Below are 16782 nucleotides of genomic sequence, written 5' to 3'. Positions count from 1 at the left end.
GCGGCAGAACTGGTGCCGTCACTCCATGACTCTGTGGTTGCGTGCTTGACACATAAAAGCGCTGATTAAGCCGCATTTTTCAATTTTTGGCTTTAAAGTTATTGCGGACTCGTTCGTTGATGCTATTCCTGCGTGCAGCTGAATCTGCGTTGGGGATTATGGATGAAGAGGATCGTTCCTGTGCTTCTTTTGGGCTTGCTGAGTGCTTGCGCAAGACCATCCGACGGTCCCACTGCAGGAAACATTCGGTCAGCGACTCTCCCGAATACCAATGAGAAGATTGCGGTCATCGATCTTGCGAATGCTCCCGCTTCGACATCGAGCGCAAGTATCATGTCTTCCTCTGCTGGTCCCGGTCTGGCGGCATTACGGAATACAGGATACAACGCTCAGCGTCTGCGGCGCGGCGACGTCGTCGATATCACCGTGCTTGATACCGGCGAAGATGGTCTTTTCTCGTCCACGCAGAGCAAGACGCTCAACCTTGGTCGATTCACCGTAGACCAAAGCGGCAACGTCAATCTGCCATTCGTGGGTAGACAGAGGGTGATCGACTCCACGCCAGAGGGATTGCAGAACCAGGTTGTCGCAGGATTGAAGGGATCTGCAGTTAATCCGCAGGCGGTCGTAACAGTCGTCGACAAGCCGACAAGTGCTGTGATGGTCAGCGGGGCGGTCAAGACACCAGGCAAGATCGCTTTGACGGCGCGACAGGAACGGGTTCTCGATGCGATCAGCCAAGCGGGTGGCCCGTCAGTCGCGCCGGGGGCTGCGACGGTGACGATCGTTCGCGGTCAGCAGAGAGCAAGCGCAACCCTTGATCGGGTGATGCGTGAAGATCGACAGAATGTTCGTTTGTCGCCTGACGATCAAATCATGATTGACGGGGACGCATCCAGTTTTACGGCACTTGGCGCGTTCAAGAGCGCCGGCGAATTTCAATTCGAAACCGGCAAGTTAACGCTTGCCCAGGCGGTTGGTCGTGCAGGCGGTCTTCTTGATGATCGCGCCGACTCGCGCAATGTCTATGTCTTCCGCACTCAAGAGGTGCCGCTCCGCTCGGTCGGTCCGACCGCGTCCAAGGAACGTGCTGAAATTCTAACGCAGAAACGCCCTGTGATCTACCGGGTGAACATGCGTGACGCTTCCAGCATTGCGCTGATGCAGATGTTCCAGATGCAGAAGGGTGATGTTCTCTATGCCAGCAACGCGCCGCTTGTTGATGCCGCCAAGCTGTTGACGGTGTTCCAGAAGAGCGTGCCGACAGCAGCAGCGCCTCAGCCGGGAAGCGCGAACTGAGCACGTTAGGCTAACCAGCCGGAAGGCGACAGCGCCTGCTCTTAGCCTGATATCATGTCCAGAATCTCCCGAGCGCATTGCGGTCGGTCTTCTGGACGCAACTGGCAGCATTGCTTTATCAATTCGCTCCAGATCTTCCTCGGCGCATTTATTTTGCCTGCGAGCTTTTCGGCCAGCTTTCCAATGGCATAGACATCGTGAGACGGATGGGCGTCCTCCCCTTGTAACTGCTCGGGAGCGGCAAATTCTGGCGATCCCGCGCGCTTTATGCCGATATCTCGATGCCTGGATCCTATCGGAATGGCGATACCGAAGTCTCCAAGCAGCGACTGTTCGAAATCGTCTCCATGCAGGAAAATGTTGTTCGGTGTCACGTCGCAGTGAACAAGCCCCTCTCGATGTATCGTGTCGAGGGCAAGGACAACGCTTCTCAAGATCGTTGAGGCTTCTTGTTCATCGAGCAGTTGCTCTTGTGATAGAGAAGCAAGCGTGAGCGGACGCCACGGCATCACTAATCCCGGTCTGCCGTCCTCTAGACGCAACAAGGCTGATGTCTCGAGGATGTTGGGATGCCTGAAACGCAGTCCCGTTTCTGCCTCTCGACGCAGAGATTGTGCAGTAACAATGTCGTCGCGACAAGTTGGTCGCAGCGTCTTGAGCGCGTGCGACGTGCCTAGATCGATATGGCGCAGATGCAGGACTTCTGTGCGTTCGCTCATGAAGGTGACCGTCTCGACAAGGAAGGTGTTTGCAATTCGGCCGGAGTTTTGCGCGTAGAGAGTGGATGAGTTTCGGTCGAGCGCGTTGCGGATCTGGTCGAGCAATTCCAACGTGTCCTGGGGTGGGCGCAGGCCTTCGTTACCCTGCTGAATAGCGCGCCAGAGATCGGCATAACGCTGCGCGACCAGGGCCTGGTCATTGCTTCTATCTCGGCACACGGTCGTGCCCAATCACGATGGCGCTGATATTGTCTCTTGCGGTCTCGATCAGCGCTTCCTGTATGAGCGCTTCGGCGCAGTCCTCGATCTTCGTTTCGGAGAGAAGTTCAGCGACCACGCGTTCCTTCAGTTGCTGGACGAGCGGAAAACTGCAGAGCAGCAACCTGTCGCTCCACCCCCAGTTCTCCCGAATAATGTCAGGTCGGAATTGCTGCGAGTGCCCGATATATTGCGCCAAAGTTCTTTTCATTCCGACAATCACGTGGTCGCGTGTCAGCGGATGCATGGTTCCATCCCTCAAAAGATAGGCTCGCGCATCGCCCGACCACAAGACGGCGATCGTCTGATTGAAGATCGATGCCGCAACGACGCTTGCTCCCGGACGCAAAGCGCCTTTGCCGACCTGTCGGGACAGAAGGAGGCTGTTGACAGTACCGAGTTTCCCTCTGATCGTCTGTGGATCGACGCTATGCGCGCTGCCTGCTGTCACATCGGCAAGAAGGTTTACGGTCAGCCGGGCTGCTTCGGCTGCCGCGTGGCCTTCTCCTATGCCGTCCGCGATGGCAAAGAGCGGAGGTTGACTGGATACGAAGAGCGAGTCCGCGTTGGCCGAGAGTTTTGTTCCGGCATGCGTCGCATAGCTGTAGATGATCGGGGTGGACGTAAGAGGTTTCGCTGCAAGCGGGAGAGTGACCGGCGCCTTGGGCGAAAGTGTCGGGGACTTGGCCGCGCCCACTTGCTGGTGCTTTTCGGAGTGAAGGGCAGGCTCTGGCGGAAGCTTGTTATCCTGGAAAAGCTTGATGAAATCTGCCGTGCCAGGCCTGCCGTCCAGCTTCACGCCCTTTGGGCGGCGGGTTTCCGCATCGATCTGCCACCAGAGGCTCGTCGGTTTGTCGCGGTTGTGTGTCGGAACTGGCCCATCATCGTCCTCCTTGGGTTTGGGGAGGCGAAGCCGCTTGATCGCTGTGGTGAAGCGGTTCATGTCGAAATCCTCGGACATCGAGGTTTCAGCCAAAGCCTCTGCAGCCATGAACCAGGTTTCGTCAAGATAAAGCGTTCTTGGGTGCAGTCGAAATCTGGTAAGTTGCGCCAGAACCACCAGCGGATATCTTCGACCGACGCGGTCCCGGCTCGGCAGCAAGACGCCGACATAAGCAGCATCGCCCCACACGCCGATTTCGGAGATGAAGCGCGTCGGCGGGGCGTTGGAAAAAACGGAGGACCAACGCGCACCGTATTGGTCGGCGCATGCGTGCATGCCAGCTCTTAGCCACTCATCCAGTCTTGTTATGAACTCACGGTCCAGGCCCTCGGAAACGAAATCTCCGTGGCTTGGTACTTTGCCGAAAAAGCCGATACGGTCGCTGTCCGACGCCGCAACGGCCGGCTTTGGATCTGGCTTAGTCATCAGCCAGGCGTGATCTGTCTTCGGTTGTTGCCGTCATTGCGCATGAAGTTCCTCTCCTTGATTGGTCTTCTCACCTCTGGTCAAAATTGTGTGGGGCAGGAAAATTGCGACAGCGCATCCAACCTGAAGGGGTTAAGGACAGATCCGAACTGAATGTCGAACTCGGCGGTCTGCCCGTCATTTTCGAAGCGCGCCCGGAGGATGTCGCCCGTCTGCGCCTCAATCGTCGCATCATCGAACAGCCGGAAGGGAGACCAATCGCCATTTTCGGTCTTCGCCTGCTGCCAGCCGCCTGGCTGAAAGGCGATGCGAGACAGGTTGGCGGAATTCTCCTGAGAAGGCCAGTGGATCGATTTTGCCTGGATTGGACCGTGGTAATAAACCACCCGTTCTCCTTCAATTTCCAGCATGACAGCACTGGACTGCTCGGTGAGCGAGACCGGCTTCACATTGATCGAAACCACCGGCACCTCGCTGCCATTCGGGAAAAATGCCCGAGAAATTTTGTCGGCATTCTCGAACTGGGCGATGGCTTCACTTGGGATTCCCGCCGAGCCAAAGGTGCCTTTCCAGCTCCACGGCGTCGTTGTCTTGTCGACAAAGGGCTCCATCCGCTGCTTGAAGAAAGTCTGGAAGACACCCTTCGGTCCGAAAAGCCTGGTAAAGTCCGCCATCGCCACATCTCTCGATGATGCCCGGTCAAATGGGTATCGTCCGGCAACGACCGACGAGCACAGCGACGCAGAGTCCGAAGCCCAAAGATCGGCGATGCGGCTGCGTGCGGATTTCACCGCAAGTGATCCGACATCCGCCGCAATGCCAGCAATCCAGACGTCCAGCGGGGCAGGCAGTTGCCGCGCCTGTTGCAGCAGGTCCTGATTGGACTTGGTCAATTGACTGTCAACATCGAAGACCTTTGCCACCTCGTCCGAGGTGGTGTAAGAGCGCGCCAGTTGTTCGTTGAGTGTCTTCAGGTTGGCGAGAAGTTGTTCGGATGGAGTGCCGGCTGTCTTGTTCTCTGCCGACTGGGCGTCCGCTACCGAGCCCCCAGATTTTTCAGCCAGCATATCGCGCAGCCGCGCATATGGATCGACGGCATTGACCGTCGCCGAAAGGATCGTAGCCGTTGCGTCGCCATCGGCAGTGGAGGCGAGCGTGGTAATGTTCGCGCCAGCATTCGGCCGTAGATCGGTTGCATCGGCAATGGACTTGGCTGCCTCCACGACTATATTCCGGTCGTTTGCCAAAATCCGCGTGGTCTCGACGGCATCACCCAGCGTTTGCGATGGCTTCACCCGGATGTCCGAGAGCGCATCCGCCCAGCGCTTTTCGAAACGGTCGAAGTAGATCTGCAATGCAGCCTCAGCCACCTGTTCCACAGTCGCGCCACGCACGGCGTCATCGGAGCCTCGAACCCAGGCTTCGGAGAGCGCCACGCGCGAGGCATAGGCTACTTGCGGGATTACCACATTGCGATAGCCATCCGCCGTGAACAGACCTTCGATGCCGTCCACCATGGGTTTTTTGCTGCGGCGCTCGAAGGCGCGCTCTCCGAGCGGCCCAAAAGCTGCGGCTGGTGTCCATTCCGGCAGAGCCCGCGCTTGCGGCAAGCCTGCGAGGATGTCGTAAGCACGCGCGCTGACGCTCTGGTCCTTGATCGTCTCACGTGCCTTCGCAATCAATCGGGCATCGAGTTCGATGGGAGCGAGATTTCCATTGGCGAGGGCGCGGGCATGGTCATTCAGGGAGGCGCGCGCTGCTGCTCTGCCGTCGCCAGGATAAAGAGAAGCAAACATGTCTTCAGCCTGCACCGTCATGAAATCGCGATCCAGACCGCCAAGCCCGCCCAGCATGCCATACAGTTTCAGCGAATTGAATGTTCGCGTGACATCCTTCTCGTCCTCCAACTGCTTCTGCAATTGCACGATCATGCGCGGTAGAAGAAGGGCGTTGAGGGCGCGTTGATAGGCATCTCTCTGGCGTCCGGCGATCTTGTCCTTCTGATCGAGGCCAAAGCTGATATTCCACAGACGGTCCTTGGAAAAGCCAGAGCTGGCGTCCCGCAGATTGTCCAAAGCGGGCATGATGCGCAGAAAATCCGCATCGGACACATCCCGCACGGGAATCCCCTGCACCAGCCGTTCATAGGTGTCGAGCCTCTGATCCGCTTCGGCAAGCGCCTGGGTGTTTGAGTAATAGGTACTGATCCAACCGGTAAAGACGATCGCGGCGACAATTGCTGCTGCACCATAGGCCAGACGCCGAACCAACTGCTGGCGCCCCGACAGGCGCTTGTCGCGCATGACGAGCGCTGCTTCCGGGAAGATGACATCCTTGAACAGGCGTGACAGGAAGTAGCTTCGTCGCGTCCGCGTCGTTGCGATGTCCGTCTCTTCTTGGGTACCCGAAGCAAAATAGACGCCGCGCAGAAGCGGTGCCTCGATGAGGGGGGAACTGGCACAAAGTTCAGTCAATGCCTCGTGCAAGCGATCCTTCAACTTGGCAAGTTCTGCCGGGAAGCGGAAGATGCGCCCGCGGATCTCTGTATTCTGTTCCTGCTGCAGCCGCTCGATGAGCATGGCATCCACGCGCTGTTGAAGAAGCTCGAATTCTTCCAGGAAGCGTTGGGGCAGAGACTGGGACGTGTAGCTCTCGTCCAGCTTGAAGGTCGTGCCCCATACCTGCTGGCGGTCAGTCTTGTTGAAGCCATCGAAGAATTCCACGAAACCATCCAGAAGGTCGGCCTTGGTCAGCACCAGATAAACAGGGACGCGCGCATGGAGATATTCGTCGAGCTCGGACAGGCGTTGGCGCAGCGAACGAAGTTCCTGCCGCTGTTCTTCCGGATCGCGGGTCAGAAGATCGTGGATCGATAGCGTCACCAATGCGCCGTTGATCGGCTGCGAACGGCGGTAGCGCCGAAGCAGATTGAGGAACCCCTCCCAGCCGGCTTTTGAGGACCCATCCAGATCATCCTGCGTCGTATAGCGACCGGCGGTGTCGATCAGGATCACTTCGTCGGAGAACCACCAATTGCAGTTTCGCGTTCCGCCAACGCCCCGGACGGCGTTTTCTCCTATCGCGTCACCCAAGGGAAATTGCAGGCCGGAATTTGTCAGTGCCGTGGTCTTGCCTGAGCCCGGAGCACCAAAGATCACATACCAAGGGAGATCGTAGATATAGCCGAAGCGCTTTTTGGTGATGCGGCGTAGAAGCGCCAGCGCTTCCTTTAGCCGCGTCTGGATTTCGCCCACTTCTGCATTGCGATTGGCGAGCGCCTCCTGCTCAAGGCTGTCGATCAGTTCCTTGTCCTGTTTGCGGGCGCGCAACAGGGCAATGGTGATATATACGACCCAGACGAGGAGAATGACGCCGATGGCGATAAGCCGCGCTTGCGTCGTGCCGAACGGTTTGAAATTGCCGAAGGCGACAAGATAGCCGTAGAACCAGATGACGACGCAAAGGGCAATGGCCCACAGAAGCGAGATGAAGCGACGCCCGACGAGCGAGGCATAGCTTTCGACATAAGCCCGGATTGTATAAAAGTAACTCAGCGGATTCATTGCTGGGCTCCTGGCTGCTGTCCCGGTGTCGTGGTGATGGTTGGCGAGAGAATGCCGGCGTCGCTCAGTTTCTCGTCTGGATTGGTCAGCACCATGATTTCAGTGCGGCGGTTCATCTCCCGCCCCTCGGACGTATTGTTGTCCGCGATCGGATCGCTGTCTGCGCGTCCCTCGGTCAGGATTGCTTCCTGGCCGGTAAATTGGGCAAGAAGATCGCCGACGGCTTTTGCGCGCGCTTCGGACAGGTGCCAGTTGGACGGAAACTGAACGGTTTTGATTGGCACATTATCCGTGTAGCCGATGACCACGGCGCGGAATTTCTCCGCCGACAATGCCCCGCCGATGCGCTGGATCAGATCGCGGAACTTCGGGCTCACCTCGGCGCTGCCTGTCTCGAAGAGGCCGGAATTGTTGATGCGAACTCTCAGACGTCCGTTCACTTCGGCCAGCGTCACCAGCTTCTGCTGGACTTCCGGCTCGAGGAACTCCATCAGCTTTTGAAGCCTAGTTGGCTCAGGCGGCTTTATCACTGGCGGTGCTTCGGCGACCTTCGGTGCTTCCTCCTTAGCCTGAGGCGGTTCGGGCGGGGCAGGCGGTGCTGCAATCAGAACGCTCGGTGTTTGGGTTGGCGGTAGCTTGGCAAGGCGCTCGAATGTCGCATCGGAGGCGTCGTTGAGTGACAGCGTGAAGAAGAGATAGCCAAGTGCAAAGGCGAGTGCCAAAATCGACAGCAAGGTCCACAGCGCCGACATGGTTTTCAAGGGCGTATGCCGCGCTTCTACGCCCTGCCAGTGGGGGGAAAGTTCGCGTTCGAACACGCCATATTGGCCGATCAGGGTCTTATAGAGACTGTCCCGGATGCGGGCGAGTTCCAGTGCGCCTTTGGGAGAAACACGGGTGCGTCCTTCAAATGCAAGCGAAAGGCACAGATAGATCAGCAGCAGCAGGTCCTTGTTGGCACCAGGCGACTGATGGAAATGATCCAGAATATCGAAGACCCGATCGCCGCCCGTCACGTCGTTGTGGAAGGTGGAGACGAGGCCTGAGCGCGCCCAACCAGCCCTGACACCCCAGGGCTTGCTGAGGATCACGTCGTCCACAGTGGCGCAGACGACATAGTGGGCGGCTCTGGCACGTTCAGGGCTGATCCGAGCAGACGCAAGGTCGCGTTCATAGCGCGTAATGGCTTCGAGGCAAGCGCGGCGTAGATGGTCCGGATCCGGCTGCACATCGCTGAAACGAAGCACGTGGGCGAGGTTGAGCAGCGGCGCGGCAGATTGCACCAGCGTCGGCACCTCCTCTCCGCCGAAACGGAAGTTCGACAGCAGAGAATCGATGGGCAATGCGCCCTTTTCGCCGTGCGATCGCTCGACCGGGTCGGTGGGCTCGATGATGTCGTCAAGCAACGCCGCCATATTGCGGGAACTCTGATTGCGTTGACGGCTTTCCTCGGTAATTTCCACCACCGTCGGCAGATCCTGCCATGAGGAGGACTTTTGGTCACTCATTCGCGTAACGCCCACATTTCCATCTCAAGTCCGGGGAAATCGCCTGCCAGATGCAGAGCGATTGCGCCGGATGTCTCGAGTTGTTTCCACAAGGGTGCCTTGGTATCGATTTCGAAATAGATGGTACCGGAGCGATAAGGGAGCTGGCGTGGCAGGACCGGCAGCGAGCGTACCGGAATACCCGGCAACGCAACATTGACCAGCTCCGAGATCCGCTCGACCGGCCCGACCTTGATCTGCGCCGGCAGCCGGCGGCGAATATCTTCGGCTGGCATGTCGGCCCGCACCGCAAGCACGAAGCCTGCATCGCGGAGAAGCCCACGGTCGTGGATCGTTCCGACCCGCACGCCATGGCGACGCTCGACGAGCTCGATTGCGACGGCGGCCTGTTCGAGTACCGCAGAGAGCGATGCTCGCAGGTCATCGAAGACAGCGGCAAAACTGGCTTTCAGATCGTCATGGCGGTAGGGCAGAAAATCCGTGGCCCGCTTCTTTTCCGTCGTGAAGGTGGCTAGCTCGCCGGCGAGCTGTAGGCACTCTTCGTAGAAGCGGGTCGGATGCATACGCGTGGCGTTAGCCGCAAGATGAGCCAGCAGAGGATCGGCGCGATTCAGGATTTGCAGTAGAAAGTAATCGCCAACTTCCGCCGTGCCACGGATCGTCGGGTCGCCGATGCGTTCGGAGATTGCCTGAGCGCGATGGCGAACGATGCCGAGAAGCTCCGTCATCAACTCATTCAGGCGGGATGACGCTGCGCAATTGAGGCTAGGCGGGATAAAATCGGGATCAAGAATGACGGCACGATCGGATCGCACTTCGACGACGCGCGCCAGTCCTATCAGATCATAGCCGGAGACGTCGTCACCGGTCTTGAGGAATTTCAGGCTGAGGCGACCGACATCGATCGGCGCGACGAAATCGGTATCCACATTGGCGTCCGTCGCATCGTAGCTTGAGGCGACGAAACGAATACTGTTGGTCTCAGGCCTCGGAATCGACGACATATCGGCCTTACCGGGTCGGCGGGCCGGAAGCGCCAGATAGAGGGTGGCGTTCTTGACCGTCTCGTCCAATTCCAGTGGAGGAGGAAGGTCGGTATCTCCCGGAGCTTCGAACGGCGTGCCGTCAGGTAGTATCCCTCGGATATTCGAAAGCGCGAACTGGCCGATCGCAAGCGCACTGCGGTCTACGCCGACTTCGGCGACGCCCCAGGGATAGGCTGAAAGGTTGCGCGTCGTGTTGCGCACCAATCGCTCGGTCCAGCGATCGGACTGCTGGAAATGTTGAACGCGAAGGAACATTCCCTCGCTCCAGGCAACGCGATTCTCATGCCTCATCTTGCTTACTCACCCCCTGATACTTTGATTTTTTGCTCGTCGTATCGTCCAGCTCCATGGCCTCTCCAAGCGCGGCGCGCTGTAGGAATTGCTGGACCGACAACTGGCGTCCGTTTTCTTCGAATTGCCTTTTGTAGAAGGCCCAATAGTCTGGCCCGGAAAGAATGCCTCGCCAGTCTTTGCGCTCGATCTTCGCGCGTAGATCGTTGCCGAGATCGGCTTTCGCCTCCAACAATCTCGGTTCCAGCCTTTGCGTGGAGACACGCATCAGATTGTCCAGTGAGTTTGAAAGAAGTCTCTGTTGTCGCACCAGTGTCTCAAGCCGGGCAGCCAGACTGGCATGTTCAATATGGCCATCCAACTCATCCTCAATGCCGAGGGCTGCGAGGCTGTCTGCACACGCCTTCTCCAGTTGGGAAATGAGTTCAGTGAGACCCCTGTCGGACGGTAAGGCAACGGATTCCACGGGTTCGGCACCGAGCACCTGATCAGGCTCGGTAAAAATGGTGTCGAAGTCGTCACGCGCTTGGGTGACGGGCCGTGAGACCTTGATTGGAGTGTTCAGGGCATCCGTATGCTCGTGCCTGCTGCTTTCCGCTGGCTCTTCGTTCCAATCGTCTGGCAGGATGGCTCCAATGCCCGTGGGCGAGGGTGGCCCGCTCCAGCCGATCTCCACATTGCGGGAGATCGATTTCCCCTTTTTGGGGACGCTGTGATTGATGTCATCCGGCCAGTCGTCATTGGCGATAGCGTTACCAAGCACTCCGCTGGCCGAGCGTCCGGCCGGGGCGATATCGGAAAGAATGGCGGAGATGGTCAATTGCTCGTCGCTGACCCTCAACGCCTGGTCAGGATCGCCGAAATCCATATCCGGTTCGCCCATGATGGCGACTTCGAAGGTTTGGCTGCCGATATCGATCCGCGAGCCGTTGTTTAAGGGCGCCGATTGACCTTCGAGCAGCAATCGACCATCGACCATTGTGCCATTCGCGCTCTGATCGATGATGGCGAAGCGCTGCCCCTCGCGCACTAGGGTGCAGTGAAGCTTGGAGACGCGCCGTTCGCCATCAACGATTTGCCAGTCGCATTCGTTGGATCGGCCAAGCATGCGCTTGCCGTGTTCGAAACTCCAGCGCGACGGCTGGAAGCGGCCATCCGGTTGCTTTTCCTTCAGCACCAGTTTCATGCTTTAGCCCCCAAGCGACCGAGCGCACTACCCTCGCGTTCGGTTACGATCGCATCCGCGCTGTCTTTGTCCGCAGGTGCTACGCGCGCCCAGCTATTCCAGCCAAGCCGTGCGGGCGTGTCTGTCTGGCCGAGCTGACAAAAGGGGATATCTTCTTTTCTCAGAATCACCTGCACATCGAATTCGAGTGCGCTGCCGGTGAAAAGCCGCGTCAACGCGAAGATTTCCGAGAGACGGTGGGAGCCGGGCGATAGCGCCAGATAATCGGCGTAGCCGACCGGTCCGATGACGATCCGGAAACCACCGGCAAAGTCCTCAATGCTGCTTCCGGCTGTCGTGTTTTGCCCCAAAAGGAGCCCGCCGTGCTGGCCCAACTGGCTCTGCTCATGGCTTGGGATCGATACCCACCGGCGCCGGAACTGTTTGACCTTAACAGGTAGCCCCGTGAACTCACAAAGCATCGAGGTAAGCCCCGTTGCATTTCTGGTGCGGTTAGCAAGCAGGCCGCTGAAGCGAAGCAGCACATCCTGCTTCACGCCGGCTTGTTGTGCGGTACCCATTGTGCCGAAGCCCGTCAGGGACAATAGCGTCCTGCGAAATGCAGTTGCTTTATGCTTGTCCGACCAGCGAAGTCCGCGTGCCAGCCGATATTTTTCCGTCGCAGAAACAAAGAGTTCACTGAAACGGGTAGCAAATAGGTTGAAGAAGCTGGCAAGCGCTTTGGAGCGATTGCGCTCTTCTCGCTGAAGGAGTTCGTTATAGGCAGGAGGCAATGAGCCGAGCGGTCCGACGATAGGAGCAAGTGCGGAGCGCAGGTCCGCATCCGCACCCTTTTTGCGGAAGCCACCGACGAAAGCCGTGATAGGGCTCGTCCCGCCGTGCGCGCCGACAGTCAGTTTCTCGCCGTCGGCGATGTGCTGTGCCACACGAAACGCCGTCGGTGGATCGAAACGACCGGGATCGCGGCTGAGGAGCACTTCCTGTTTTTGCTTGAGGCTTTCTGCTTGGGTTTGCATGGGCTCTCCTAAAGCAGCGGGCGATCTGCCGCGCGCGCAGGCCATCGGGCAATCGGCTCGGAATGGCCACGCATGGTCACGGTCAGGCGCGTAAAGCTGTTGATGGAGGTATAGAGACCAAAGAAGTGGTTGAGAACATTGGCAAAGACATAGGCTGCTGCCCTGTCGATCAGCGATGGATCAAACTCTACCGTGACATCTGTTCCGGGCACCATAGCGGAACCAAGTCGCGCGTGAGAATTTTGCGCCTCGACGTTGGAAATTGAATCGACCAGCTGACGGGTTTCGGGCGAATCCCGAAAGGCATATAGCGACAGAATGTCTTTTAGCGGCGCGCCACCATTGTCGAACAGAGAGAGGTGGTTCAGCAGCAGGTGAGAGATCAGGCGCCATTCGCGAGCGGTCCGCTCGTTCATGCGGATGGCGGGTGTCGGCGGCATCAGCGCGTTGATCGACTGAACTGCCTCGTTACCGGCAGAGAGTTGCAAGTAGGGGTGTCCGCCGCCGAAGGGCAACTGGCTCGGCAGTTCGCGGTTGATGCACAGCGTATCGACACTGGCGACAATATCGACTGGCCCTAGTGGTCCGCGCTTCTCGTCGACAAAGGCAATATCGGTGTCGGAAGAAGCATCATCCTCATCGAAGCGGCGGTAGGTTTGCCAGAAGACATTCGAGCCGTTGCTTTTCTGCGTTCGGCCAAAGAACGGTGATGTCTTCTCGACCTGCCCGTCGCGGGTTGTGAGTTGGACATTCTCGATCGAGTAGATTTCGCGCGTGCGCTGACGGCGCGCGTCCGGCAAGAGCCGATACTCCGTCCTCGTCCCGTCTAGGCTCAAAGGCTCGCAGCTTTGCTGAAAGAGATTGATGACTGGCGATGCGTTCAGCACCAGATCCTTGGCTGAGACCATGCGTTCAAGCCTAGCATCTGCGGTCTTCAAATAGATGTAGAGCTCGCAGTCGCCACCGGACCAGCGGTCGAGGACGTCAATGTCGATGAACAGGAACTTTTGCGGTAGCGCAAAGAATTCCGTGAGGAGACGGTAACCATCAAAGCTGTTTGGGGGACAGGGCAGCATGGCTTGGTCGCGCGCAAAGCCGGAAGGTTTTAGATTGTTCGCAGGAAGGAAGACCGCCTGCGGATCATCCGCATGGCGTGCCAGCGCCATTCCCACGCAATTATTGGCGAGCAATTCATAGAGCGCTGTCGCTTGTTGCCAAGCCGAGGAAATGAACAGTTGTAGCTTCGCGAGCCCCATTTCCTGAAATGTAGAGGGCCTCGGAGAGGTGGTACGCAGTGAGATCCGCAAGCAGCTCGCTGCACCTGCAGACGCGGTTGAAAACGGCGCATCGATGGGTTGGCCGGAAAGCGTTGCTGCAGAGATGGCAAGAGGCGTGATTTCAACATCCTGCGTGGTGCGGAAGCGGCAGCTCTCGCCATTAATGGGCTCTGCCAGAATCTCGCTATGGCGCGCGAGCCTCTGAACCGTCGCAAGTGTAGCGCCTGGCTCGAACTGCACGACACTCATGGACGGCAGCGGCGCCAAATAATGGGGGTAAAGCGTTTCGAGCAGACTGTCGGAAAGCTCAGGAAATTCATCATCCAGCTTCTGGCGCACGCGGGCGGCGGAATAGGCAAAGCTTTGGATCAAACGCTCGACATGGGGATCGTCGGCGACATCTCCCGTCATACGCAGCCGTCCGGCGATTTTGGGAAAGGCCGCCGCAAAGCGTGATGCTCGCTTTCTCAGTGCGTAGAGCTCATCGTTGTATTTATCGAGAAAACCATCAGCCATTGGTGGTCTCCACGAGGAAACGCTGTGTCGATGGATCTATCTTCGATTCAAAGCTGATCGGAGGCATCCCCTCATGCAGCCGAAACGTTGCCTGGATCCTCATGCGCAAGGCGCGCTCGCCCTCCATACGGTTCTTCAGGATCGTAACCCGTACATCGGAGAGGCGGGTCTCGAACATGGAAATGCGACGCTCGATGCTTTGCGCAAGCTTATCCTTGGACGCATCCGTCACAAGATTCGCCGACAAGACGCCGTCCATGCCATAGGAAACCAGTGCGTCATTAAGTTCTTTGAGCGCGCCCGGTGGGCCCGAGGGACTTCGGCGGGTATTGAGAAGTGCCTCAAGGTCGCGGCGTATCACTTCACGCATCTCCCTGACTTGATCCGAGAGGCTGACAAGCGGATCGGCCTCCATGTCGGGCGCATCGTCCAGCAGCCTGTCCAGCACGGAGCGGGATAGGGTTCTCTGCTTTGGCCGATATTGCTCCAGCGGATCAACCACGCGCGGATTTCCTTTCACTTTCCTGAGGTGCCGCGGAAATTCTTGTGATTTCGTGGAACGGCACGAGGTCGTCGCCGATCAACAGGCATCTCTGACCATCACCCGTGACGAGTGGGCTGCTTTCCTCGTCCCAGCGTGTCTCTCGGCCAAGCAGCAGAACAGCCGCCTTGTCCGCCCCGTGATAGATCGCGGGCAAAAGCACCGACGCCACGGCGCCATCCTTGAGCGTTAGCTCGCCATCGCGATAAGCGAGGTCGCGCGGACGCGTCATCGGCCCGATCGTGAGAGTTTCGATGCGGTCAAAACCGATCCAGAGATACCTGCCACCATTGGTCAGAACTTCAAGTGCATGCGGAACACGATCGTCAAGGTCACGGATATCATTGGCCTTTTTGCCATTGACGACAATTGATACGTCGCCTCGTTTCTCATCCAGCTCGCTCAAGGCGTCAGCGGCTTCGATGATGTTGCTCTCACGTGCGGCGATATTCGCCCTGATCGCCAGTTGATCGAGTTCACTTGGTCCGCCAGGGAATTCCGGTACGGCGGCGTTTTCGAACCACGCGTCTCGCGCCGCCATGGCGCGCAACTGCTGGCGCAACAGCGAAAATCCGACACTATCCTGCGGCGAGAAGGTCGCAGCCAGGTTACACTGCGCGTCGGCCTTTTCGTAATCGCGGACCAGAATTAAAAGATCGATGTAGAGGTGTCTGGCCTCCTTGTCGGACGGTGACGATTTGACCTGATTCCTCGCGAGTTCAAGGGCGGTCGCGACCTGGTTCTCGTCAAGAAGATCGGAAATGTCGGCGCGCAATGTCATGCGGAGATCCTCTTAGGCTCGGCCGGTGCCCACGACGGGGATGTTGACGGTACCGCCGTCTCGGCGATCAGGTGGAAGCTGGTGGAAACATCATCCAGCTGGAAGTGCGGCTGGATACGCACGGTACAGGAGAAACTACCGGGTTTGCCGGAGATCTCGTAGACGCTGATGCCAGCCGAGCGTAGTGGGTAGCGTGTTCTCAGCCCCACCTCAGCATCATCGTTCCCGAGCGTGTAGGATGATAGCCAGGTTTCGAGTTTGCGTTCGATCGCAGTTGCGTCGCTAAGTTGACCGATGTCGTCACGCATGATGACTTTGAGATAATGCGAGAAGCGGGAGGCACAGAGCACATATTGCAGCATGGCGGCAATGCGGGCGTTCTGTCGCGCGCTTTCGCTTGAGTAATGCCCTGGCGCATGCAGCGATTGGTTGGCATTGAAGATTGCCACGCTGGACAAATATGTGGTGGAGATCGGGACGAGCCCGAGATCGGAAAATTGCTGCTCCTGGCCCGTCGACAGTTGCACCTCGACCGGTGGCTGCGCGGAGAGACCATTGCTTTCCAGCCCGAAGTCGAGCGGTGGCAGTTGGTAGGGGGAGAGCATTCCTCCATCGACCGTGTCCTGCGTGACACCACGTATGTCGGCAAACCAGCCGCTATCGATGAAGTTTCGCACGACGACCGTGCCGAAGGCGAAGGCTGGATTGCCCCACAGAAGTGTCGTGCCGTCCTCGGCGATATGTTCCTGGAACGGGAAGGGATCGTTGCGGCGTCGCGAAAAAGGCCGATAGGGCGATCGCAACAGAATGCGCGGGGCGACGAGGCCGATGAAGCGGGAGTCGTCACGGGCACGCAGCGCATTCCATCTTAGCCGGGATTTTTCCTGTCGAAGCCAGGAAAAATCATGGACCCTGCTCATTTCGGAGAAATCCTGCAATCCGACGGCTTCGGGAGAAGCGGCGGCGATGAAGGGGCAAAAGGCAGCGGCTGCGACCATGCCGATCTGCGACAGTGCTGTCACGCAGTCGACACCGTCCCTGGTATCCGGCGAGAAGGCGTAATCTCCGATCAACAGGCCGATCGGCTCGCCACCCGGCATGCCGAATTCCCGGTTGTAGACGATCTCGAACAATTGGCTCTGGTCGAAGTCGGTTGCTTTTTCGAGATTGCGGGCAAGCTCCCTCCAGCTCGCGTTCAACAGCTTGACCTTTACCTCATCGCTGCGCGATGCCTCACGCACGATCATGGCAAGCCCGCGCCATCTTGCTTCCATCGCTTGAAACTCGCGATGGTGCAAAATCGCATTGACCTGCTCGTTGAGCGCCTCGTCAATAAAGGCGATGAGCTGATCGACCAGACTGCGGGTGTCCGTGAAGGACCTTGTCGCCATGAGCAACGCTCCGAGGGATGC

Annotated in this window: 12 protein-coding genes; 1 reads left to right on the top strand and 11 read right to left on the bottom strand. The window is 58.2% G+C overall.

The genetic code is table 11. From position 1 onward, the window contains the following. Nucleotides 1-162: 162 nt before the first annotated feature. The gene (locus QE435_RS00670) at nucleotides 163-1299 is read left to right on the top strand and encodes a polysaccharide biosynthesis/export family protein (RefSeq protein ID WP_349039830.1); all 1137 of its coding nucleotides are present in this window, start codon (nucleotides 163-165) and stop codon (nucleotides 1297-1299) included. 41 nt (nucleotides 1300-1340) lie between these two features. Here QE435_RS00670 and QE435_RS00665 read toward each other — a convergent pair whose 3' ends face one another. From QE435_RS00665 to tssC, 11 genes are all read right to left on the bottom strand, one after another. Continuing rightward, a complete protein-coding gene (locus QE435_RS00665; protein WP_349039829.1) occupies nucleotides 1341-2249 on the bottom strand; it encodes a protein kinase in 909 nt (302 codons plus the stop codon). Then, nucleotides 2224-3645, bottom strand: coding sequence for a type VI secretion system-associated protein TagF (tagF, locus tag QE435_RS00660; RefSeq protein ID WP_349039828.1), 1422 nt, complete (start codon nucleotides 3643-3645; stop codon nucleotides 2224-2226). Before tagF ends, QE435_RS00665 begins: the two co-directional genes overlap by 26 nt. A gap of 80 nt (nucleotides 3646-3725) precedes the next feature. Further along, complete coding sequence (gene tssM, locus QE435_RS00655) at nucleotides 3726-7208, bottom strand: type VI secretion system membrane subunit TssM (protein ID WP_349039827.1); 3483 nt, start codon at nucleotides 7206-7208, stop codon at nucleotides 3726-3728. Continuing rightward, nucleotides 7205-8716, bottom strand: coding sequence for a type VI secretion system protein TssL, long form (gene tssL, locus QE435_RS00650; protein ID WP_306930094.1), 1512 nt, complete (start codon nucleotides 8714-8716; stop codon nucleotides 7205-7207). Before tssL ends, tssM begins: the two co-directional genes overlap by 4 nt. Continuing rightward, nucleotides 8713-10053 (bottom strand): type VI secretion system baseplate subunit TssK, encoded by a 1341-nt coding sequence (tssK, locus tag QE435_RS00645; RefSeq protein WP_349039826.1) that lies wholly within the window; start codon nucleotides 10051-10053, stop codon nucleotides 8713-8715. The genes tssL and tssK overlap by 4 nt, the downstream gene beginning before the upstream one ends. Then, nucleotides 10043-11239: an FHA domain-containing protein gene (locus QE435_RS00640; RefSeq protein WP_349039825.1), complete on the bottom strand. Its 1197-nt coding sequence runs from the start codon at nucleotides 11237-11239 to the stop codon at nucleotides 10043-10045. Before QE435_RS00640 ends, tssK begins: the two co-directional genes overlap by 11 nt. Next, entirely contained in the window at nucleotides 11236-12255 is a 1020-nt protein-coding gene (gene tssG / locus QE435_RS00635) for a type VI secretion system baseplate subunit TssG (protein WP_349039824.1), read from the bottom strand. Before tssG ends, QE435_RS00640 begins: the two co-directional genes overlap by 4 nt. Nucleotides 12256-12263: 8 nt before the next feature. After that, the gene (gene tssF, locus QE435_RS00630) at nucleotides 12264-14048 is read right to left on the bottom strand and encodes a type VI secretion system baseplate subunit TssF (RefSeq protein WP_349039823.1); all 1785 of its coding nucleotides are present in this window, start codon (nucleotides 14046-14048) and stop codon (nucleotides 12264-12266) included. Then, nucleotides 14041-14550 (bottom strand): type VI secretion system baseplate subunit TssE, encoded by a 510-nt coding sequence (tssE, locus tag QE435_RS00625; RefSeq protein WP_062426852.1) that lies wholly within the window; start codon nucleotides 14548-14550, stop codon nucleotides 14041-14043. Before tssE ends, tssF begins: the two co-directional genes overlap by 8 nt. Then, nucleotides 14543-15370: a type VI secretion system accessory protein TagJ gene (locus QE435_RS00620; protein ID WP_349039822.1), complete on the bottom strand. Its 828-nt coding sequence runs from the start codon at nucleotides 15368-15370 to the stop codon at nucleotides 14543-14545. Before QE435_RS00620 ends, tssE begins: the two co-directional genes overlap by 8 nt. Further along, nucleotides 15367-16761, bottom strand: coding sequence for a type VI secretion system contractile sheath large subunit (gene tssC / locus QE435_RS00615; protein WP_349039821.1), 1395 nt, complete (start codon nucleotides 16759-16761; stop codon nucleotides 15367-15369). The genes QE435_RS00620 and tssC overlap by 4 nt, the downstream gene beginning before the upstream one ends. Nucleotides 16762-16782 lie beyond the last annotated feature (21 nt).

It is taken from the genome of Agrobacterium sp. SORGH_AS 787 (assembly GCF_030819035.1).
GTDB classification, from domain to species: domain Bacteria; phylum Pseudomonadota; class Alphaproteobacteria; order Rhizobiales; family Rhizobiaceae; genus Agrobacterium; species Agrobacterium larrymoorei_B.
Note: the sequence above shows the minus strand (reverse complement) of the source record. Positions and strands in the feature narration are given on the sequence as shown.